This window comes from Streptomyces aurantiogriseus (genome assembly GCF_014649375.1).
Lineage (GTDB): Bacteria > Actinomycetota > Actinomycetes > Streptomycetales > Streptomycetaceae > Streptomyces > Streptomyces aurantiogriseus.
This window is the reverse complement of sequence record NZ_BMSX01000005.1, coordinates 52,510-72,199: the sequence shown is the minus strand read 5'-3', so window position 1 is coordinate 72,199 and position 19,690 is coordinate 52,510. Positions and strand designations below refer to the sequence as shown.

The 19,690-nt window shown below is 70.5% G+C and carries 19 protein-coding genes; 13 read left to right on the top strand and 6 right to left on the bottom strand.

Going from position 1 to position 19,690, the window contains the following annotated elements:
- Positions 1-255 precede the first annotated feature (255 nt).
- The gene (locus IE263_RS49715) at positions 256-462 is read left to right on the top strand and encodes a hypothetical protein (protein WP_308430612.1); all 207 of its coding nucleotides are present in this window, start codon (positions 256-258) and stop codon (positions 460-462) included.
- A gap of 263 nt (positions 463-725) precedes the next feature.
- Here IE263_RS49715 and IE263_RS12675 read toward each other — a convergent pair whose 3' ends face one another.
- Positions 726-1,373, bottom strand: a complete 648-nt coding sequence (locus tag IE263_RS12675) for a response regulator (RefSeq protein ID WP_189935520.1) — start codon at positions 1,371-1,373, stop codon at positions 726-728.
- Positions 1,370-2,596 (bottom strand): sensor histidine kinase, encoded by a 1,227-nt coding sequence (locus tag IE263_RS12670; protein ID WP_189935518.1) that lies wholly within the window; start codon positions 2,594-2,596, stop codon positions 1,370-1,372. Before IE263_RS12670 ends, IE263_RS12675 begins: the two co-directional genes overlap by 4 nt.
- A gap of 178 nt (positions 2,597-2,774) precedes the next feature.
- Between IE263_RS12670 and lgt the strand changes: the two genes are divergently transcribed.
- From lgt to IE263_RS12610, 12 genes are all read left to right on the top strand, one after another.
- Entirely contained in the window at positions 2,775-3,641 is an 867-nt protein-coding gene (gene lgt / locus IE263_RS12665; protein WP_189935516.1) for a prolipoprotein diacylglyceryl transferase, read from the top strand.
- Positions 3,642-3,671: 30 nt separating this feature from the next.
- Positions 3,672-4,094: a DUF6069 family protein gene (locus tag IE263_RS12660; protein WP_189935514.1), complete on the top strand. Its 423-nt coding sequence runs from the start codon at positions 3,672-3,674 to the stop codon at positions 4,092-4,094.
- 136 nt (positions 4,095-4,230) lie between these two features.
- Positions 4,231-4,920, top strand: coding sequence for a siderophore-interacting protein (locus tag IE263_RS12655; RefSeq protein ID WP_189936261.1), 690 nt, complete (start codon positions 4,231-4,233; stop codon positions 4,918-4,920).
- A 419-nt stretch (positions 4,921-5,339) separates the two neighbouring features.
- Positions 5,340-6,044 (top strand): GtrA domain-containing protein, encoded by a 705-nt coding sequence (locus tag IE263_RS49710; RefSeq protein ID WP_189935512.1) that lies wholly within the window; start codon positions 5,340-5,342, stop codon positions 6,042-6,044.
- Positions 6,045-6,570: 526 nt separating this feature from the next.
- On the top strand, positions 6,571-7,506 hold the full coding sequence (locus tag IE263_RS12645) for an ATP-binding cassette domain-containing protein (protein WP_189935510.1): 936 nt from the start codon (positions 6,571-6,573) through the stop codon (positions 7,504-7,506).
- Positions 7,507-7,511: 5 nt separating this feature from the next.
- Positions 7,512-8,372 carry an ABC-2 transporter permease gene (locus IE263_RS12640; protein WP_189936259.1) on the top strand — a complete coding sequence of 287 codons (861 nt, stop codon included), beginning with the start codon at positions 7,512-7,514 and terminating at the stop codon, positions 8,370-8,372.
- Positions 8,373-8,462: 90 nt separating this feature from the next.
- Positions 8,463-9,806: a sensor histidine kinase gene (locus IE263_RS12635; protein ID WP_189935507.1), complete on the top strand. Its 1,344-nt coding sequence runs from the start codon at positions 8,463-8,465 to the stop codon at positions 9,804-9,806.
- A complete protein-coding gene (locus tag IE263_RS12630) occupies positions 9,803-10,480 on the top strand; it encodes a response regulator (RefSeq protein WP_189935505.1) in 678 nt (225 codons plus the stop codon). The genes IE263_RS12635 and IE263_RS12630 overlap by 4 nt, the downstream gene beginning before the upstream one ends.
- 864 nt (positions 10,481-11,344) lie before the next feature.
- On the top strand, positions 11,345-12,118 hold the full coding sequence (locus tag IE263_RS12625) for an SDR family NAD(P)-dependent oxidoreductase (RefSeq protein ID WP_189935503.1): 774 nt from the start codon (positions 11,345-11,347) through the stop codon (positions 12,116-12,118).
- 461 nt (positions 12,119-12,579) lie between these two features.
- On the top strand, positions 12,580-13,413 hold the full coding sequence (locus IE263_RS12620) for a lipocalin-like domain-containing protein (protein ID WP_229910941.1): 834 nt from the start codon (positions 12,580-12,582) through the stop codon (positions 13,411-13,413).
- Between the two features lie 444 nt (positions 13,414-13,857).
- Positions 13,858-14,262, top strand: coding sequence for an acyl-CoA dehydrogenase C-terminal domain-containing protein (locus IE263_RS12615; RefSeq protein ID WP_189935501.1), 405 nt, complete (start codon positions 13,858-13,860; stop codon positions 14,260-14,262).
- 13 nt (positions 14,263-14,275) lie between these two features.
- Positions 14,276-15,094 (top strand): enoyl-CoA hydratase/isomerase family protein, encoded by an 819-nt coding sequence (locus tag IE263_RS12610; protein ID WP_189935499.1) that lies wholly within the window; start codon positions 14,276-14,278, stop codon positions 15,092-15,094.
- Between the two features lie 236 nt (positions 15,095-15,330).
- Here IE263_RS12610 and IE263_RS12605 read toward each other — a convergent pair whose 3' ends face one another.
- The 4 genes from IE263_RS12605 to IE263_RS12590 are packed head-to-tail and all read right to left on the bottom strand — an operon-like array spanning position 15,331 to position 19,237.
- Complete coding sequence (locus IE263_RS12605; RefSeq protein ID WP_189935497.1) at positions 15,331-16,167, bottom strand: SDR family oxidoreductase; 837 nt, start codon at positions 16,165-16,167, stop codon at positions 15,331-15,333.
- Between the two features lie 36 nt (positions 16,168-16,203).
- Entirely contained in the window at positions 16,204-17,025 is an 822-nt protein-coding gene (locus tag IE263_RS12600; RefSeq protein WP_189935495.1) for an enoyl-CoA hydratase-related protein, read from the bottom strand.
- On the bottom strand, positions 17,022-17,924 hold the full coding sequence (locus tag IE263_RS12595; protein ID WP_189935493.1) for a fumarylacetoacetate hydrolase family protein: 903 nt from the start codon (positions 17,922-17,924) through the stop codon (positions 17,022-17,024). The genes IE263_RS12600 and IE263_RS12595 overlap by 4 nt, the downstream gene beginning before the upstream one ends.
- Before the next feature lie 17 nt (positions 17,925-17,941).
- Positions 17,942-19,237 (bottom strand): CaiB/BaiF CoA transferase family protein, encoded by a 1,296-nt coding sequence (locus IE263_RS12590; protein ID WP_189935491.1) that lies wholly within the window; start codon positions 19,235-19,237, stop codon positions 17,942-17,944.
- Positions 19,238-19,690: the final 453 nt, after the last annotated feature.

The following is a 19,690-nucleotide window of genomic DNA, read 5'->3' as shown; positions in this document are numbered from 1 at the left end:
CGGACGGCACCTGGGAGCGGTTATTGGGTCAGGGACAGTCTGTAAGCTCCGGTCGGCCACCAGGATCATGATCGGGAATCGAGCCCGGGAGGCATCATGCGGAACAGTGGGGGACTGAGGCGGCGAGCGATCGGCGGTTTCAACGCCTGGGTCGTGAGACTCCGTTCGTCGCGTCGGTGGGGGAGGTGGGTCCGTCGCTATCTCACCGTCGTCACATACACGGGGCGGCGGTCGGGACGAACGTTCAGTACTCCGGTGGCCTACCAGCGCAAAGGCGACATCGTCACGATCGCCGTGGCCTTCCCTGACGCCAAGAACTGGTGGCGCAACTTCACGGGGGACGGGGGCCCGATATCGCTCCAGCTGGAAGGGTCGGATCGAGAAGGCCATGCCGTCGCCCAGCGAGGCGACAAGGGCCGCGTCCTCGTCACCGTACGGCTGAACGACACACCGCGACCATGAAACGGCCGCGGGTATCGCGGTGAAAACGTCATGCCCGAAGGCGAGTTGGTGGCCGTGCGGGCCCGGACGGCCGTGGAACGGCCGCGTGTCCGGTGTGCGGGACGCTGTCGGCTCGGGTGCACAGCCGGTACGCACGTCCGCTCGCCGACAGCGCGGTGCTGATCGAGTGACAGGTCCGGCGGTTCCGAGGCGGCGAACGTGCCTGTCAGCAGGCGGCGTTCGCGGAGCGGCAACGGCGACCGGCACGACGACGTCGCCGGCGCTCAGTCCATGCGGATGATTCCCCGGCCCAGTGCGGCGGTGACGGCGGCGGTCCGGTCGCCGACGTCGAGCTTGGCGTAGATGTGCAGCAGATGGGTCTTGACCGTGGCCTCGGACAGGCGCAGGGCGCGGGCGATCTGCTTGTTGCTCTGCCCGCGGGCCACGGCGGACAGGACTTCGAGTTCCCTGCCGGACAGGCCGGCGCCCTGGTCGCCGCGCATATGGGCGAGGACCTTGGCGGCCACCGAGGGCGACAGCGCCGCGCCTCCCCGGGCGGCGGTACGGACGGCCTCGCACAGCTCGTGCCGTCCGGTGTCCTTGAGCAGGTAGCCGACCGCGCCGGCGTCGACGGCGGCAGTGATGTCGGCGTCCGTGTCGTAGGTGGTCAGGACGAGCACCCGCACCTCGGGGTGGGCGGCGCGGATGGCGGCGGTCGCGGCGGTGCCGTCCATGCCGGGCATCTGCAGGTCCATCAGCACGACGTCGGGCGCGAGTGAGGCGGTCTGGTGCAGTGCCTCGGCACCGGTGGAGGCTTCGCCGACGACCGTGAGGTCGGGCTGGGTGGAGAGCATGGCGGCAAGCCCGTCGCGGACCACGGGATGGTCGTCGGCGAGGAGGACCCGGATCGTGGGACCGGTCGAAGCCCTCATGACGCCGGGGCCATCCGGTCGGTGCCCGACACGGCGGCTGAGGGTTCGGAGGACGGAGGCTCGGCCGGGAGCGGCACCGTGACGGCGACGGTCGTACCCTCGCCCGGGGTGCTTTCCACCGCGAACGTGCCGTGCAAGGCGGCGATGCGCTCCCGCATGGTGATCAGCCCGATGCCCGTATGCCGGGAAGCGGGTGCGAAACCGGTGCCGTCGTCCTGGATGTCGATCGCCAGGACATCACCGAGGTAGGAGAGCGTGACCGACACGCTCACCGGGCGGGCGTGGCGCCGGGCGTTGGTCAGTGCCTCCTGCACGACGCGCAGCAACTCGCCCTCGGTGCTGGGGGGCAGGGCGACGGGCCGGCCGGTGACGACCGTGTAGGCCTCGGTGCCGGTCTCCTCCGCCAGCCGGGCGGTGAGTTCGCGGACCGCGTCCGCCAGGTGCGTGCGGTCCAGCGGCGCGGGGCGCAGGGCGTGCACGAGGCGGCGGCTCTCGGCGAGGTTGTCCCGGGCCGTGCGCATGGCCTGCTCGACGCGACGGGCCGCAGGGGAGTCGGGGGGCAGGTCGTCACGTGCGGCGTCCAGCAGCATGGCGATGGACGCGAACCCCTGGGTCAGCGTGTCGTGGACCTCACGGGCCAGGCGCTGGCGTTCGGCCAGGGTGCCCGCCTGGCGTTCCGCCGCGGCTCGTTCTGCCTGGGTGGCGGTGAGCTCGTCCAGGAGCCGCTGACGCTTGTGGCTCTCGTGGTCGAGGGTGGCGACGTAGCAGGTGATGGTGACGGCCACCGCGGTGCCGAGCACGCAGCCTGTGAGCTCCCGTACGTCGACGGATCCGTCCGTGGTGAGGCTCTGCCACGACCAGGCGGCGCCCAGCACCAGCACTCCGCCGGCCGACCACCAGGCCCGCCGCAGCCAGTACGGGCTCAGTACCGCCACGGCGACCGGGAGGAACGCGGGGTCCACCACGGCCATGAACGCCCACCCGGCCAAGGCCCCGACGAGGTAGGGCAGCGGCGGGCGATCGGCTCCGCCGCGCAGCGCGATCCAGTACGCGTACCAAAGGGCGAGTCCCACCGCCGGGCCGATCCGCGACAGCGCCGCGCCGATCGTCATGTCCGCCCCGGCCAGCGCACCCGGCACGGACAGGGCGAGCACGGTGGCGAAGAAGGCGTGCTGCCCCACAGCCTTCCACCGCTCCCACTCCCACGCCTGTTGCAATGCCATGACCATCAGAGTAGGCGCAGCCGCGTAGCGGGAGAATCAGCCGGCCAGTGGGGGCGGGTCCACCGATCGGTGGACGAAGGGCGCGTCGATCGGTCGATGTGCGGGACGGGCGCGGGCGGCGACGATCAGCCCCGCGGCCGACGGCCTTCTCTCCACCGCACCTTGTGAGGAACCACCAGTGAACCTGGCCTTCATTCCCAGCCCGTCCATCAGTGAGGTCCACCTGGGGCCGCTGCCGCTGCGCGGCTACTCACTGATGCTGATCCTCGGCATCGCCGCCGCGGTGTGGCTGGGCGGCCGTCGCTGGGCCGCACGCGGCGGAGAGAAGACCGTCGTGACGGACATCGCCCTGTGGGCGGTCCCGTTCGGCGTGGTCGGCGCCCGCCTCTACCACGTGATCACGTCCAGCGAGCCGTACTTCGGCAAAGGCGGCGATCCCCTCAAAGCCCTGTTCGTCTGGGACGGAGGCATCGGCATCTGGGGTGCCATCGCCGGCGGGGCTCTCGGAGCCTGGATCGGCTGCCGCCGCAAGGGCGTTGCCCTGTCCGCGTTCGCCGACGCCGTCGCTCCCGGCATCGCGCTGGGCCAGGCCATCGGCCGCTGGGGCAACTGGTTCAACCAGGAACTGTACGGGCGGGCCACCACCCTCCCCTGGGCCCTGGAGATCGACCCCGCACACCGGCCGGAGGCCACCCCGGACCTGGCCACTTACCATCCCGCGTTCCTGTACGAGTCGTTGTGGTGTCTTGGGGTGGTCGCCCTGGTCGTGTGGGCGGATCGCCGCTTCCGCCTCGACCGGGGCCGGACGTTCGCCGTGTACGCCGCCGCGTACACCGTCGGCCGCTTCTGGATCGAGTACCTGCGGGTGGACGAGGCCCACCACATCCTCGGCCTGCGCCTGAACGACTGGACCGCCCTGCTGGTCTTCGCAGCTGCCGTCACCTATCTCCTGGCTGCGACACGGCGCGCAGCCGACAGGCGTACCGGCGTCAACGCCGGCCGTCTCCTTCAGCAAGTGGACGCCACCAGTAGCGCCAAGAACTGACCATGTTCCCTCTCACAATCTGGAGTTGCCATGTCCCCTGTCTCTGAGACGCTTCCCTCACGTCGGGGTCCGCTCGTGGTGGCGGGAGGTGTGGTCATCGCCATCCTGCTGTCCTCTTTGGTGAACGCGCTGATCGCGGTGCTGGCGCACGCGCTGGGTGCACCGGATGACTTCGACCCGTTGGAGCCCTCGTCGTACATCTTCCTGACCACGCTGGGAGTGCTGGGAGGAACCGTCGGATGGGCCGTCGTCCGCAGGTTTTCCCGCGATCCCGAACGGCTGCTCCGCCGGCTCGTCCCCTCGGTCGTCGTGGTCTCCTTCGTTCCGGACTTCTTCCAGTTCGGCGACGGCGAGGTGACCGGTGTGGTGGCACTGCTCCTGATGCACGTCGCGGTCGCGGCGATCGCGGTGCCGACGTACCGCAGGGTCATGCCACTGAGCTCGGTGCGCTGACCACGCGCCGGCCCGGCCACGTCCGCCCCGCTGGTCAGGCCGCCCGGCCACCTGTGCCAAGGCCCGCCTCCACCCGATCGTGTCAGAACTCCCCTCCCTCGTCGCCCGGTTGTCCCTCTCCCACCCGGAGCTCGCCATGCCCGCCCTGCTGGATCCCGTCCTCGACCTGCTGATGCTGCGCGGAACCGTCACGGCCACCGAGCCGATCGCCGCCCGCATGCGCCGGCTCCGTATCGAGGGCGACGCGCTCGCCGGGCTGGCGGTGCGGCCCGGACAGCAGGTGCGCGTACTGGTGGGCAACGGGCTGACCCGGCGTACGTACTCGGTGTGGCACTACGAACCCGCCGGTGCCGTCGAACTGTGCGTGCTGGATCATCCGGGCGCCGGGCCCGGCGCCCGGTGGGGGCGGACCGCCGAGGTGGGAGACCAGGTGCGGCTGAGCAGGCCGGAGGGCTCCTTCGTGCTGCGCCCGGACGCCACGCACCATGTCTTCGCCGGGGACGAGACTGCGGCCGTCGCTTTCGGGGCGATGCTGGCCGCGCTCCCCGAGGGCGCACGGGTCTCGGGCTGCGTGGAGACGGAGACGCCGGCGGACCGGCTGCCGCTTGCCCACGGCGCCCGCCTCGACTGGCTGGTCAGGGGCGATACATCGCTGCCGGCCTCGGTACGACGACTCGCTCCTCCGCCCGGCGGCGTCGCGTATGTCGCCGGGGAGGCGCGGACCGTGCAAGCGGTGCGGCAGGTGCTCGTGCGGGAGGCAGGCTGGGACCGGCGGTCGGTCCTCACCAAGCCGTTCTGGGCGCCGGGCAGGCGCGGGCTGGAATGACGACAGGACCCTACGTCACAAGGATCTCGGACCGCAGCATCGCGTCGATCAGTGGTGCGACCTCATCGACGATCCGGCCTCGGTGCTGGTCGTTCGACGTGCGGCGCGGCGGCGCAGCCAGCCCCTGGGCCGAGAGGTACTTGCGGACCGTCCTGCGGCCAAACCCCGTCTCCCTCGCCTTTCTTGGGTACTGCCATCGCCGACTCGGCAGGGCGGCGGGGCCCACCGCGCAGCCGGAGACCTCGGGACTCGGCAGGACACGCGGCGCGGGAATGCTCCCACTGCCCGGCCGTGGTACCGCAGTACCACGGCCGGGCCGTCATTGACCCCGCGGGTACCACCGTTTCCGATTCACCGACTCCTAGCGTGGCAGGAAAGCAAGCCAGGAGGGGATCGGTCCCCGGGCGCAGGGGGAAACAATGACAGGGCCGCAGAGCACTGAGTGGATCCAGACCGGCACGGACGACACACACCCGGCGCCGGCTGCTCGCAGCCCACTCGCCTCCTTCGCCTGGTTCGTCCTGTGCGGCGGCGGAGTCAGTCTCGCCGCCAGCGCCGCGGTGCCGTGGACGGCCGAGCTGTTGCCGTGGCCTGTGGCGAACGCGCTGATCACAGTCGTCACGACCCTGCTGTGCACGGAACTCCACGCACTCGTCACTTTCAGGACCGGACGGCGTGCAGGATGGCGCCGGCACCTGCAGTCCGCGGGGTCGGCCACGGCCGCATACGTGGTGACCACCGCCGCGGTGCTCACACTCGACGCGCTGCAACCGTCGGCCGGGATGTTCTGGCAGCAGGCCGTCTATCTCGGTGCCTCCGGGGCCGCCGGAATAGGACGCTTCCTGGTGCTGCGCCTGGTCGTCTTCGCCGACAGTCGGAACACCGCCGAAGTGCGGGCGCGGAGTCCGTTCCAACCGGAGGACGATCCCAGCAAGCCGACCGGCCTCGGCAGCGACGAGTCCCTCGCCGAAGCGGGCGCGCCGCCCACCCGGTCAGCCCGCTGGCACGGTGCGTCGGCCGACCAGTGGCGCGGTTCGGGTCAGTTGGCAGCGGCGAGAGCGATGAGTCCGGCCGCGAGCACACCTGGCGCCTCCTCCGGCGTGAGGTGTCCGGTGCCGGGCTGACCGCGGGGGCCGTGCCGGGGGTCCCCGCCGGCCGGTGCCAGGTGGTCGGCGACGGTGCGGCAGGCGGTGTGCAGTGATCACGGACCGGGGCCGGAAGACGGCGCTTGGCCGGCGCCGGCTCCTTGGTCGTCGTGCGATGCGGGCCCGGAGCAGTGTGTCGGTTCCCGCGATGACCACCAGTACCTGGTGTCGGTACGGGTGCGGAGGCATCGCAGGTGGTCACCGTCCGGCGTGCCCGCAGAGCACGGCCTCCGTGGCGGGACCTCGTCCGGTCACCGCGTAATGGGAGTCGCTCCGCCGCCGTTCCGCGCGCGGGAGGACGCACTGTCCCACTTCCCGACCACGGCAGGCGGCGACCAGACAAGTGCCGGGGCCGGTACGGACGTTCCACTCCAGGTGGTACCGCGGTACCACCGCGTCCGCGTCATTGCTCCCCTGGGTACCAAGATGCGCGGCTCCCGGACTCCTAGCGTTTCTGGTGAACGAAGCCCGGTAGGGGCCAATAGCCAGATGCGAGGTAGTGACCATGATCGAAGCACAGCAACTGACGAAGCGGTACGGCGAGAAGACGGCGGTCGACCGCCTGGACTTCGTCGTCAAGCCCGGTACCGTCACCGGATTCCTCGGCCCGAACGGGGCCGGCAAGTCCACCACCATGCGCATGATCGTCGGCCTGGACGCACCGTCCAGCGGCAGTGTGACGGTCAACGGCAAGCGCTATGACCGCCACTCCGCGCCGTTGCAGGAGATCGGCGCGCTTTTGGAGGCCAAGTCGATCCACCCGGGCCGGTCCGCGTTCGACCACCTGATGGTGCAGGCCCACACCCACGGCATTCCGCGCCGCCGGGTGGAGGAGGTCATCGAGATGACCGGGCTGCAGGCGGTGGCCAAGAAGCGCGCCGGTGCCTTCTCCCTCGGCATGGGGCAGCGGCTGGGCATCGCCGCGGCGCTGCTGGGCGATCCGGCCACCGTCATGCTCGACGAACCGGTCAACGGGCTGGACCCCGACGGCGTGCTGTGGATCCGCAACCTGCTGACCGGGCTTGCCGAAGAGGGCCGTACCGTCTTCGTCTCCTCCCACCTCATGAGCGAGATGGCACTGGTCGCCGATCACCTGATCATCGTCGGACGCGGACGTCTGCTGGCCGACACCACCGTGCAGGAACTGGTGCGCCAGTACGGCGGGGACGCCGTGACCGTGGCCTGCGACCAGCCCGCCCGTCTGCGGGAGGTTCTCTCCGGCCCCGGTGTCGAGATCACCGGCGAGGTCGGCTCCGATCATCTGCACGTGGCCGGCCTGTCCGCGCGTGCCATCGGCCTCAAGGCCGCCGAGCACGGCATCCCCCTGTTCGAGCTCAGCTCCAGGACCGTCTCCCTGGAGCAGGCGTTCATGGAACTGACCCACGACGCCGTCGAGTACCACGGCGCCTCCACCGTCGACACCCCTGGGAGGGCGGCATGACCACGATGACCGAGACCCACAACGCCACCACGACGTCCCCGTCCTCGCCCGAGGCCGCACAGCCGGCACGTCCGCGGTACAAGGTCACCGGACTGCGGGTGCTGCGCTCGGAGTGGGCCAAACTGTGGACCCTTCGTTCCACCTGGATCACCCTGGCCCTGGGCCTGGTGTTCCTGATCGCGTTCGGTGTCATCGCCGCCGCGCAGTACGGGTCCGGCAGCGGCCTCGACGACGGCGGACCGGGCGGGGACCTGAGCAACGCCGACGCGCTGGGCCTGTCCCTGTTCGGTATCTCCCTCGCGCAGATGGCGTTCGGCATTCTGGGCGTGATGGTCACCGCCGGCGAGTACTCCACCGGCATGATCCGCTCCACACTCGCCGCCGTCCCGCGCCGGCTGCCGGTGCTGTGGTCGAAGTCGGCGGTGTTCGGACTGGTCACTTTCGCCGTCGGCACCATCGGCGCCTTGGTCGCCTTCCTGATCGGGAACGAACTGGTCTCCGGCACCGCGGCGGAACTCTCGCTGTCCGACTCCGGCGTCGTCCGCAGCCTGCTGGGCGCGGGTGTGTACCTCGGCCTGATCGCCGTGATCGGCACCGCGCTGGGCGCGCTGTTCCGCTCCGTCGCGGGCGGCATCTCCGTCCTGGTCGGCACGCTGATGCTGGTACCCAATCTGACCTCGCTGCTGCCCAACTCGTGGGAGGACGACGTCAACAAGTACCTGCCCACCAACGCGGGTGAGTCGCTGTACTCGCTGACCCACGACGCGGCGAGCCTGTCGCCCACCGCCGGACTCCTGGTCCTGCTCGGCTGGAGCGCGCTCGCACTGGCCGGCGCCGCGTACCGTCTGGTGCGGAAAGATGCGTAACCCGGCCCTTCCTCTCGGGCGGTGCGGTACCGGCCTGGCCGGTACCGCACCGCCCGGCCGTTCTGAGCCACGATGGACAGGGGACACCCCATGAGCACCGACGACGCCACCCTGCCGGGGACGGCCTCCCACCCGTCACCGGGAGGAATCGAGGCCAGGTGGGACCACCCCCTGGTCAGGCGGGCGTCCTGTATCGGGCAGCGCTTGAGGGAGATCGACCGGAAGCGTCCGTGGCTGCTGGACGCCGGTCTGGTCGTCGTCCTGATTCCCATGCTGTGCTTGCCCGACCTGATCTCCCCGGAGCAGCCGGAGGAATTCGACGTCGACTTCACCCGCCTGCCCTGGCCGGGGACGGTCGCGCTGCAGGCGGGCCTGCTGCTGCCCCTGCTGTGGCGGCGCAGAAGGCCTGCCATGACCTTCGCCATGATCGCCGCGGTGTTCTTCGTCGTGTGCGCGCTGGGGGTCTGGCTACGCGCCGGGATGGCCGTGCTGATCGCCCTCTACAACCTTGCGCTGCACGGGCGGCCGCGCCATCTGCCCGTGGCCTGCGCCGCGCCGGTCCTCGCCATGGGGCTGGTCGCCGTGCGGCTGAGGGGCGAGGTGTCGATCGTGGACGGGATGTTCTTCCTGGGCACCACCGTCGTCGCCGCGGTCGCGCTGGGCCTCGCCGTACGCGTTCGACGCGCCCAGCTGGCGGCCCTGCACGACCGCGCGGCCCGTCTGGAGATCGAACGCGACCAGCGCAGCCAACTGGCCGCCGCCGCCGAACGCACCCGAGTCGCCCGCGAGATGCACGACATCGTCGGCCACAACCTCTCCGTCATCATCACCCTCGCGGACGGCGGCGCACGAGCGGCCGACCTCACCCCCGAACGCGGCAAACAGGCCCTGCTCATGATCGGAGACACCGGACGCCAGGCACTGGGTGAACTGCGCCGCACCCTCGGCGTCCTACGCGACCAGCACACCGCCGACACCGCCGAGCTCAGCCCGCAGCCCCGCCTCGCGGACATCGACGCCCTGTGCGCCCGTATCCGCGCCGCCGGTCCGCAGGTCGTCTACCGCACCAGCGGCGAGTTGGACAACCTCGACCGTGGTGTCCAGCTGACCGTCTACCGTATCGTCCAGGAAGCGCTTACCAACGCCCTCAAACACGCGGGCCGCGACACGCGAATCGACCTGACGGTGACCGCCCGGGACATGGAACTGCGCATCGACGTCCACGACACCGGCCCGGTTCAGGGAGCCGCCCGGCCGGAACCACCCCGCGACCAAGGACAAGGCCTGACCGGTATGAGAGAGCGCGCCGCCCTGTACAACGGGACTGTCACCGCAGGACCGGCTCCCGGCGGAGGCTGGGCGGTGCGGGCCGTCCTCGACCTCAGCCCGATCAGCGGTCTCCACCGTCCTGCCCACGCGGGTGGTGCCGAATGACGACCGTGCTCATCGTGGACGACCAGCCGCTGCAGCGCTTCGGCTTCCGCATGCTCCTGGAGAGTTCCCCCGGCACCGAGGTCGTCGGCGAGGCGGAGCACGGCGGTGAGGCCGTCCGCATGGCCGCCGAACTCCGTCCCGACGTGATCCTCATGGACGTCCGGATGCCCGGCATGGACGGTATCGAAGCCACCCGCCGCATCATCGCCTCCGGCGGTCGCTCCCGGGTCCTCGTCCTGACCACCTTCGACCTGGACGAGTACGCCCACGCGGCCCTGCGCGCGGGAGCCAGCGGCTTCCTCCTCAAGGACGCCCAACCCGATGAACTCCTGGCCGGGATCCGCGCGGTCGCGGGCGGCGACGCCGTCATCGCCCCGGCACTCACGCGCCGACTGCTGGACACCTACGCCCAGCACCTGCCCCAGGCCTCGCCCAGCCGCACACCGGACGACGACCCCAGGGTCCGCTCGCTGACCGAACGCGAACGCGAGATCTTCGTCGCCATCGGTCAGGGCTGGACCAATGGTGAGATCGCCGAGCGGCTGGTGCTGTCGGAGTCCACCGTGAAGACCTATGTCGGCCGTGTCCTGGCGAAGCTGGGAGCCCGCGACCGCATCCAGGCCGTCATCCTCGCCTACGACCTGGGCCTCGCCCGCCCGAGCGCCCCCGAGTGAGGAGCGAGGGACCTGTGGCGCTTGCCCGGCGCCGACGATGAGCGTCCGGCGTCACGCGCGTAGTCCCTCCTCCTCGACGTCCACCGGTTCGAAAGGCCTCCGAACTGCACGGACGCGCTCGGCTGACGTCAGAAGTCACGACAGGTTGCGCCTTCAGGAGGGCTGAATCGCCAAGGGCAGGAGCGACGAGGCCTATGGGACGCTCCGCGATGCATCGTGCGCTGCGAACTGGTGAGTGGCGCCGGGCAAGTGATCGGCAGCGAGTGGACGCCGGTCGAGCGCGACTTGACGAAACGGAAGTGCCGGCGCGTCTTGACGAACGTCGCGTTGAACCCCGTCACGCCACGCTCATGCCATGGGCATTGCCGGTGCGCCAAGTGCGGTCGTTCGACGTCACCCGCGGACGGCCCGTCGTGCGATGTGAGGTCCGGAGCAGTGCGTCGGTTCCCGCGATGACCACCAGTACCTGGTGTCGGTACCTGTGCGGAGGCAGGCGGAGGTCGTCGCCGAGCATGCGCTCCAGCCCGTCTCCAGCGCGACATGGGTCGATCGCACCGCGGCGCTCGTGTCCACCAGTGCGGGAGGAGGCACACGGCCGCGATGGCGCACTGCGGAGGACAGCGCGATCACGCAAGCCCAACGAAGGGCCGCACACCCGAGCTCGGTCCATGGTGAGCGTGTCCACGAGCACCTCAAGGCCGTCGACCAGGCTGGCAGGGGACTCCAGGTGGTACCGCGGTACCACCGCGTCCGCGTCATTGCTCTCCTGGGTACCAAGATTCGCGGTTCCCGGACGCCTAGCGTTTCTCGTGTACGAAGCCCGGTAGGGGCCAGTTGAGATAGCTCACACCAAGGAGAACTCCCGTGTCCAAAGTGATCGCTGTCTTCGGTGCCGGTACGGGCCTGGGCCTGTCCGTTGCCCGCCGGTTCGGCAGGGAAGGCTTCTGTGTTGCCCTGGTGGCCCGCCGCAAGGAGCGGCTCGACGCCCTGGTGGCACAACTCACCGACGAGGGCGTCGAGGCCGCCGCCTTCCCCGCCGACCTGTCCGATCCCGCGCGGGTTCCCGCCCTGGTGGACGCCGTACGCGACCACTTCGGCCGGATCGACGTCGTCGAGTACGGGCCGACCGGCGCCGACCAGGCATTCGCCCCGGCCGCCCAGCTGGACGCGGCCACCCTGGAAAGGATCTCCCGGGTGCTCCTCCTGACCCCGGTGGAGGTGTTCCGCGCCGTACTGCCGGAGATGACCGAACGCGGCGACGGCGCCCTCCTGATGACGACCGGCTACTCGGCCGTGCTGGGCGTGCCTCACCTCAGCGGCCCGGGCCCGGTGATGTCCGCCGCCCGCAACTACGTGTACTCGCTCAACGGCGAACTCGCCGGCACCGGCGTCTACGCCGGCACCCTCACCATCGCCGCCATGATCACCGGCAGCGAGGCGGCCGAGGCAACCGCCAAGGGCGACATCGAGCTTCCGGACACCGGCGTGGAGTTCCCTGTCGTCCACCCGGACGTACTCGCCGAGCACTACTGGGACATGTACACGCGGCGTGACCGAGTCGAGCAGGCCCACCCGGTGGAGTTGACCCCGCAGGCCGCTGTCCCCGCGTTCACCCCGCAGACCGGCGCCACCGCGTAACCACCGGGAACCGCACGCCAGTGGCCGCCCGGAGCCGCGCAAGCCATGGCTCCCGCGAGGCTCCCGGATTGATTGTGTGCCGAGGAACCCGGTCTCAGCAGCAGGACCAGCCCCCTCCATCGAACGGCTCACCTTCCATCCCTAACTGCAGTCAGCGGAAGTACGGAACAGTTTCGTTCACTTGTTAGCCGTGTGCATCTCTGTAGAACACCCCCACAAGGAGTGATCATGCGCAAGACCACCGTTGCGCGGCCGCCGTCGCCGCCGCGCTCATCGCCTCGCTCACCCTGGCCGCGGGAGGATCGGCCACCGCGACCACCGCCGCCGGCCCGGCCGCGGCGCACAGCACCACATCCAAGCAGGGGCTGAAGCAGACCAGTCTTCCGGTCGCCGTCGACCCCGCCGCGGACCTCGCCGCCGACCCCAACAAGCTCAACGAGTCCTGGTACCTGACCGCGCACGTGACCGCCGGAGGTCACCGGTACGGACTCCTGGCCCACTTTCTGAACACTGGCGACGCCAAGCAGGGGCGCGTCGTCTCAGCCATGTCGATCACCAATGAGGACACCGGCTGGTACGCCAAGTCGAATATCACTCTCCCTTCCCGGACGGGTCTGTCCGACAAGCAGGGCGTGGACATCCACACCGACAACATCACCTGGACCGGCGACACCAAGGAGCAGAAGCTGCGGGCCAAGGTCCCCGAGGGAACCTTCGACGTCACGCTCCGTCCCCAGGGGAACGTCCTCTACAACGCAGGGACGGGGTACTACCCCATGTTCGGCGACACGAAGTACCCGAACTACCAGTACGCCTTCCCCGCCGTGGACACCTCCGGGACGCTGACGCTCAACGGCCGCACCGAGAAGGTCCGCGGGCAGTCCTGGCTGGACCGCCAGTGGGGCCCCCTTCCCAACTTCGCCACGGTCAAAGCCTCGTGGACCTGGATGAACATCAACCTGTCCAACGGCGACAAGGTCAGCCTCTGGAAGACGGAGAGCGACAAGGAGAACACCTGGGCGACCGTCCAGAAGCCCGACGGCACCCAGACCGTCGGCGAGGCGATCGTCACGCCTGACGAGTCCACCCGCTGGACCAGCCCGGACTCCGGCAGGAGCTTCCCCACGCGCTGGAAGGTCACCATCCCGGGTGAGAACGCCAAGCTGAACGTCAAGGTCTACGCCGAGAACCAGGAACTGGTGCCGGGCCGCCTCGAAGGCAGCGCCGCCGTCACCGGCACCTACGGCCACCGCCCGGTCACCGGCTCCACCTACATCGAGGTCACCGGCCGCTGAACGACGGCGGGGCGAACCCTCCTGCCCGCCCCGCGCACAACTCCCGGCACTGCAACGAAGACCACGGCCGCGCAGGCGCTCTACCGGCGTCCGCGCGGCCGTGGTCCCGCATCCCCGCGGCCGACCGCCCCGAATTCCCGCCCGGCCGGCCGCGCGGCCAACATCCTGTCGGCCAGGGCCCAGTGAGGCACTCGATCTTCGACAGGTGGTGACCGGAGCCGCCATCGGCCAGCTCGCCAGGTGGGTCCCGGCGCCCCTTCGCTTCTTGACCAGATGCCGAATCCGACCTAGCTTTCTATTGGACCGTATTCTGGTTCACTGGTCCGAATTGCGGACCGCCTCTGCCTTCGGATTGGCGGTGCTCAACAGGAGCGATGAAAAGATGTTTCCACGAGGGAACCCATTGGAATTCAGGCCCTCGACCTGCTGGACCGCAACGTGGTCATGGACGAGGGGGCCGGCCCTGCCGCTCTCGAAGCGCTCGTCCGGACCACGATCGAGCGGGCCTGTGCCGTAGGCGGGGAAGCACCTGATCTCGCGGCCGCTCTCGATCAGGCCCTCACCCGGCTCGTCGAGGTGACCCGGACGATCCACACCGCCGACGTGCCCGCCGGCGTTCGCCTGGCCAACGCGTCGTTGTATCTGGAGGCCGCCGGGCATGCCGTCGTGGCCTGGATCTGGCTGGAGCAGCTCCTCGCCACCGGCGACGGCGACGATTCCCTCCGGCAGGGCAAGCGGAAGGCCTGCCACTACTTCTACCGCTATGAACTGCCCCGTACCGCAGCGCAGTTCGACCTCCTCGCGAGCCTGGACACGACGACGCTGGATGCCGATGCCACATGGTTGTGAAGGGACGAAACCGATGACATCACCGGTCCGTATCGAGTACGACACCGACGGCGACCTCGCGGTCGTCGTACTCGACAAGCCGCCGCTGAACCTCTTCGACGAGGCGGTGTTCACCGCATGGGAGCAGGTCGTCGACGAGCTTGCCGCCGTCACCGATCCGGCGCGCCCCGGTCGCGCCAGAGCGGTGCTGGTCGAGGCTCGGGGCAACGTCGTCTCCGGGGGCGTCGACGTGGCGGTGTTCGCCGCGATCGCGGAAAGCCCCGGTGCGGTGCAGGACGCCGAGACGCTGTTCAAGCGACTGCTGCGGATCGTCCAGGCGTTGGAGGATCTGCCGGTGCCGACGGTCTTCGCCGCCCACGGGCTGACCCTCACCGCGGCGTTCGAGATCGCTCTGGCCTGCGACATCCTGCTGGCCGCGAAGTCCGCGACCTTCGGGCTGGTGGAAACCGTCGTAGGGCTGACACCCTCGATGGGAGGGCCCCAGCGCCTGGCCGAGCGCGCCGGGCCGGCCAGAGCCCGTGAACTGATCTACACAGGGGAGCGCTATGCGGCGGCCACCCTGGAGCGCTGGAACGTGGTGAACCGCGTTCTTCCCGACGAAGGCTTCACCGAAGCCGCGCGGGAGTACGCGCGCCGCGTCGCCGCCGGCCCCACCTGCGCCCACGCGGCGACCAAGCGGCTGGTCGCGACGGCGGTCCGCGACGGTGTGCGGGCCGCGGACGACGCCGTTCCGGCGGTGTCCGGTGCCCTCTTCGCCACCGACGACCTGCGCGACGCGGTCGCCTCGTTCCTCCGCGACGGCCCCGGCAAGGCGACCTACAACGGCCGATGACCTGCCGATGATCAGCATCGGCAGGTCTCGAAAGCCGGTCCGGCACAAGCGTCGCGGGTACAACCTCGGGTCCTGGTGCGGCGGCCCGTGCTCCGCGGCAGTGCCTGCGCCGGTCCGCCGACCGCGCGTACGCCGACGAACTTGCCTGAGGCTCGATCGCGGTGGACGCGCGGAGCGCGATCGGTCGGCGATCCCGTCCGGTCGCGTGGCCCGGTTCCGCCCGCACGACCGGACGGTCATCCCCCCTGCGGCGGATCCACGAAGAGGTCGAGCTCCGGATCCTGACCCCCGCCGTACCGGGCGAGATCCGTGATGCCGGCTGCGGTCAGGACGTCGGCGTCGACGAGGGTCTGGCCGGTCTGTTCACGCGGTGGGCGGGAGAGCACGGCGAGGGCCGCGTCCGCCATGATCTCGGGGCCGCGTGACCGGGAGGCGAGGCTCTCGCCGCCGAGGACGTTGGCCACGGCGGCGGTCGCGATCATGGTCTGCGGCCACAGGCAGTTCGCGGCGATGCCGTGCTCCGCGAACTCGGCCGCCCAGCCGAGGGTGAGCAGCGTCATTCCGTACTTCGAGACGGTGTAGCCGGGATGGGCGCCGAGCCAGCGCGGGGCGAGGTTGAGCGGCGGCGACAGGGTCAGGACATGGGCGTGGTCGGACTGCTTCAGGTACGGCAGGCAGGCCCGGGTCAGCAGGAACGTGCCCCTGCTGTTGATCGACTGCATGAGGTCGAAGCGCTTGACGGGCAGTTCCTCGGTTCCCCGCACATCGAGGGCGCTGGCATTGTTGACGCAGATGTCGACGCCGCCGAACCGGTCGACCGCGGTGGCGACCGCGCGCTCGACGTCGGCCTCCTCGCGGACGTCGCCGACCACCGCGACGGCGGATCCGCCGGCTGCCTCGATCTCGGCGACCGCCGTGTGCACGGTGCCCGGCAGCCTCGGGTCGGGTGTGTCGGTCTTGGCCAGGAACACCGCGTTGGCGCCCTGGCGGGCCGCGGCGGTGAGTATGGCGAGTCCGATGCCACGGCTGCCGCCGGACATGACGATGGTCCGGCCCTTCAGTGATGTCCCCATGCCGGGGTGCTCCCGTCGTCGATCGTGCAGTGGGTGTCAGCAGCCGGTGAAGCGCGGGGGCCGCTTCTCCAGGAAGGCGAGGGCGCCTTCGCGGAGGTCGTTCGAGGTGCGGCAGCGGGCGACGGCCTCGATCGCGCGGCCCAGCGCGGCGCTGCCCGCCGCTTCGTCGCCCTCGCTCAGGCGGCGGACGGCTTGTACGGCCGCCTTGGCGGCGCGGACGGACAGGGGGGCGTTCGCCGCGATGGTGGCCGCGAGTTCGTCGACGACCTTGCCCAACTCGTCGGGTTCGACGACCCGGTCCACCAGGCCCACGGCGTACGCCTCGGCGGCCGGCAGCCGGCGTCCGGTGAACAGCAGGTCGCTCGCAACCGACGGCCCCACGGTCTGGACGAGCGCGGCGGTCTGCGCCAAGGGGTAGCCGACGCCCAGGCGGGCGGCCGGGATGGCCAGGACACTGCGGGTGTCCGCACAGCGCAGGTCCGCGCCCAGGGCGAGGGCCATACCCGCGCCCAGGCAGTAGCCGTGGATGCGGGCGATGACGGGCACCGAGAGCGCCGACAGCTGTGTGAACAGCGTCGTGGCCGCGTCGTCCGCCGCCTGCCGTGCAGCCTCGTCCTGGTGGCCCGGGAACTCGCTGATGTCCGCGCCGGAGACGAAGGCCTGTTCGCCGGCGCCGCGGAGGACGACCACGCGTACGTCCTGGTCCTCGTCCATCGCCCGGAGTGAGGCGGCGAGTTCGGTCATCATCGCCACGGACAGCGCGTTGCGCCGGGCCGGGTTGCTGATCTCCACGGTGCCGACCGCGTCCCGTACCTCGGTGCGGATCCGTGGCGAGGAGGTCTCGGTCACCGCGGTCATCCGGCCTTCTCCGCCACGAAGCGGTTGCGCAGCGCGCCGATCCCCTCGATGCGCACCTCGAACTCCGAGCCCTCGCGCAGGAGCACCTTCGGCTCGCGCACGAACCCCACCCCCGCCGGAGTGCCGGTGAGGATCAGGTCACCCGGCTCCAGAGTCATCACGGTGGTGATGTAGGCCACCAACTCCGGTACACCGAAGATGAGTCGGGAGGTGCGGTCGTCCTGGAGCACCTCCCCGTCGAGCGTGCCCCTGATGGCGAGGTCGGGGCGTGAGCCGCCGAGTCGGGCGGCGGGCACGACGACCGGGCCGAGGGGGGTGAGACCGTCCCAGGCCTTGCCGGCGACCCGCCCCGGCGTATGGAACTGGAAGTCACGGACGGAGACATCGTTGGCCGCGGTGTACCCGAAGATGATGCTCTCCGCGTCCTCGGCCGCGATCCGACGTCCGCGGGCGCCGATGACCACGGCGAGCTCGCTCTCGTAGTCGATCTGGTCCGACTCCGGTGGCAGGGCCACTTCGGCGAAGGGCGCGGCCAGTGAGGTGTGCCATTTCGGAAAGAGATCGGGGTGAGCCGGTCCCGTGTCCCGGCCGCCCTCGTGCACGTGTGCCAGGTAGTTCTGGCCGATGCAGATGACCTTGCCCGGGCGTCCGACCGGGCTCCGCAGCCGATGGTCCGGCGCGTCGATCACGGCGCCGGCCTCGATGGCCGCCGGGTCGCCCTGAGCCGCCTCCAACAGCGGGGGCAGGTCGTCGAAGACCTGGCCGTCCACGAGGGCGAGGCGCGCCTTCGCCGCCCCGTCCCGCCGCAGCGCGACCACGGGGCCACCGCCGTGCAGGACCCGGGCGAGGCCGAGTCCGTCCGTCCAGTCCGCCGGTGAAGCGGGCGTCGCAGTGGTCATGAAGGTGCCCTCCTGATTCATTTTCGCGTCTCGGCGCTGCGGGCGGCCGATGTGGTCGCATCCGTCCTCGCGTGAGCGGCGCCGGCCGTGGCCTCGTCGGCATCGTGCACGCCGACGACACCGACCTCGACCAGGGCGGCGATTTGCTCGTCGTCGTATCCCAACTCGGCCAGCACCGCGACGGTGTCCGCGCCCAGTTCGGGTGCGCGGCCACGGGCGCGCGGCGCCCCGTCGGCGACGATGGGGGTGTTCACGATCGTCGGCTCCGCGAAGCGCTCCTCGTCGTGCACGAACAGGCCGCGCGCGGCGAACTGTTCGTCGGAGAGGATGTCGCTGATGCCGTTGACCGGACCGCAGGGGACCCCTGCCGCACGCAGCGCGCCCATCCAGTGATTCCGGGGAGCCGTGGCGAAACGTGCCTGGATGATCTCCGCGAGGGGCGCCCGGTGCAGGAAGCGTTCGTACTCCGTGGCGAAGCGTGGATCGTCGCGCAGATCGAGCTCCAGGACGGCGCACAGCGCCTCCCACGCCCGGTCGACCGCACCGAGCACGAGAGTGGCGCCGTCCTGGCAGGTGAACGCCTCGTAGGGTGCGGCCAGGCGGTGGGCCGTGCCCAGCGGGGCCGGTTCCACCCCGGTCGCCACGTAGTCGGCGACCTCCCACAGCGACCAGGCGGCCACCGAATCCGCGAGCGCGACGTCGATGTACGCGCCGCCACCACCGGCGCGTGCGCGCAGCAGGGCGGCCAGGACGCCGATCGCTCCCCACATGCCGGTGCCCACGTCGGATATGGGGAAGCCTGCCTTGGCCAGTTGCCCGTCGATCGACCCGGTCACGGACATCAGCCCGCTGTAGGCCTGTGCGATCAGGTCGATGCCCTTCGCGTCGCGCATCGGGCCGAACTGCCCGAAGCCGGAGATGGAGCAGTAGACGAGGTCGGGGCACTCCGTCCGCAGATCCTCATAGCCCAGTCCGAGCCGCGCCATCGCGCCCACCCGGAAGTTCTCCACCAAAACGTCGCTGCGTCGAGCCAGGGAGCGCACGATGTCGGCGCCGGCGGGGGACTTCATGTCGACCGCGAGGCTCTGCTTGTCGCGGTGGGTCAGGTCGAAGGGGATCGACCTGCGCTCCGGGCCCATCCGCCGGGCGCGCATGCCGTCACCCTTGACCGGTTCGATCTTGAGAACGTCCGCGCCGAGGTCGGACAGGATGGTCGTGCAGTAGGGGCCGGCCAGTGCCCCGGTCACATCCAGGACGCGTACGCCTCGTAGGAAGGCCGGGCCAGGCTCGGCGGACTCCGTTGTCGCTGTCATGGCGCCCTTCGTTTCTTCGGTCCGCGATGTGGACCAGTGGACCGCAATAAGGACCTCCTGCAAACTTAGGCCCGGCATTCCAGAAGCGTCAAGCAGGATGCCCCTGGGGCCCGTCAGCCTGGGCCCTACGGCACCGCGGGCTCACCGCCAGGCGGAATCCGGTGCCCTGGCGCTCTGGGTGTGCTCGACGGCGAGGAACAGGCCCGCATCCGGTGATCCTGGGGCGGTCGAATCCGGCCAGTGGGTGGCGGCCTCGCTCCCGCGCCGGGGGCGGGCCTGCCCATTCGTGCCGTTTGCGTGCCTGAGGAGTGGTCGACTCGGGAACGAACAGTGCGTCTCGGCCGAAAGCGACTGCCCTCAGGATCGGGTGTCGACCCCGCTCGCGCCGAGTGGTGCAGGGATCGGACGACTTCGCTGCGGTGACCGCCTCCGCGTCAAGCGCCGTCGAGTTTC

What these genes read in the sequence shown, in the direction of transcription:
- IE263_RS49710 (WP_189935512.1), top strand. Translation starts at nt 5,340, where the DNA reads ATGACAGGGCCGCAGAGCACTGAGTGGATCCAGACCGGCACGGACGAC.
- IE263_RS12640 (WP_189936259.1), top strand. Translation starts at nt 7,512, where the DNA reads ATGACCGAGACCCACAACGCCACCACGACGTCCCCGTCCTCGCCCGAG.
- IE263_RS12675 (WP_189935520.1), bottom strand. Translation starts at nt 1,373, where the DNA reads ATGAGGGCTTCGACCGGTCCCACGATCCGGGTCCTCCTCGCCGACGAC.
- IE263_RS12595 (WP_189935493.1), bottom strand. Translation starts at nt 17,924, where the DNA reads ATGACCACTGCGACGCCCGCTTCACCGGCGGACTGGACGGACGGACTC.
- IE263_RS12660 (WP_189935514.1), top strand. Translation starts at nt 3,672, where the DNA reads ATGTCCCCTGTCTCTGAGACGCTTCCCTCACGTCGGGGTCCGCTCGTG.
- IE263_RS12630 (WP_189935505.1), top strand. Translation starts at nt 9,803, where the DNA reads ATGACGACCGTGCTCATCGTGGACGACCAGCCGCTGCAGCGCTTCGGC.
- IE263_RS12610 (WP_189935499.1), top strand. Translation starts at nt 14,276, where the DNA reads ATGACATCACCGGTCCGTATCGAGTACGACACCGACGGCGACCTCGCG.
- IE263_RS12600 (WP_189935495.1), bottom strand. Translation starts at nt 17,025, where the DNA reads ATGACCGCGGTGACCGAGACCTCCTCGCCACGGATCCGCACCGAGGTA.
- IE263_RS12590 (WP_189935491.1), bottom strand. Translation starts at nt 19,237, where the DNA reads ATGACAGCGACAACGGAGTCCGCCGAGCCTGGCCCGGCCTTCCTACGA.
- IE263_RS12605 (WP_189935497.1), bottom strand. Translation starts at nt 16,167, where the DNA reads ATGGGGACATCACTGAAGGGCCGGACCATCGTCATGTCCGGCGGCAGC.
- IE263_RS12655 (WP_189936261.1), top strand. Translation starts at nt 4,231, where the DNA reads ATGCCCGCCCTGCTGGATCCCGTCCTCGACCTGCTGATGCTGCGCGGA.
- IE263_RS12670 (WP_189935518.1), bottom strand. Translation starts at nt 2,596, where the DNA reads ATGGCATTGCAACAGGCGTGGGAGTGGGAGCGGTGGAAGGCTGTGGGG.
- IE263_RS12645 (WP_189935510.1), top strand. Translation starts at nt 6,571, where the DNA reads ATGATCGAAGCACAGCAACTGACGAAGCGGTACGGCGAGAAGACGGCG.
- IE263_RS12635 (WP_189935507.1), top strand. Translation starts at nt 8,463, where the DNA reads ATGAGCACCGACGACGCCACCCTGCCGGGGACGGCCTCCCACCCGTCA.
- IE263_RS12615 (WP_189935501.1), top strand. Translation starts at nt 13,858, where the DNA reads ATGGACGAGGGGGCCGGCCCTGCCGCTCTCGAAGCGCTCGTCCGGACC.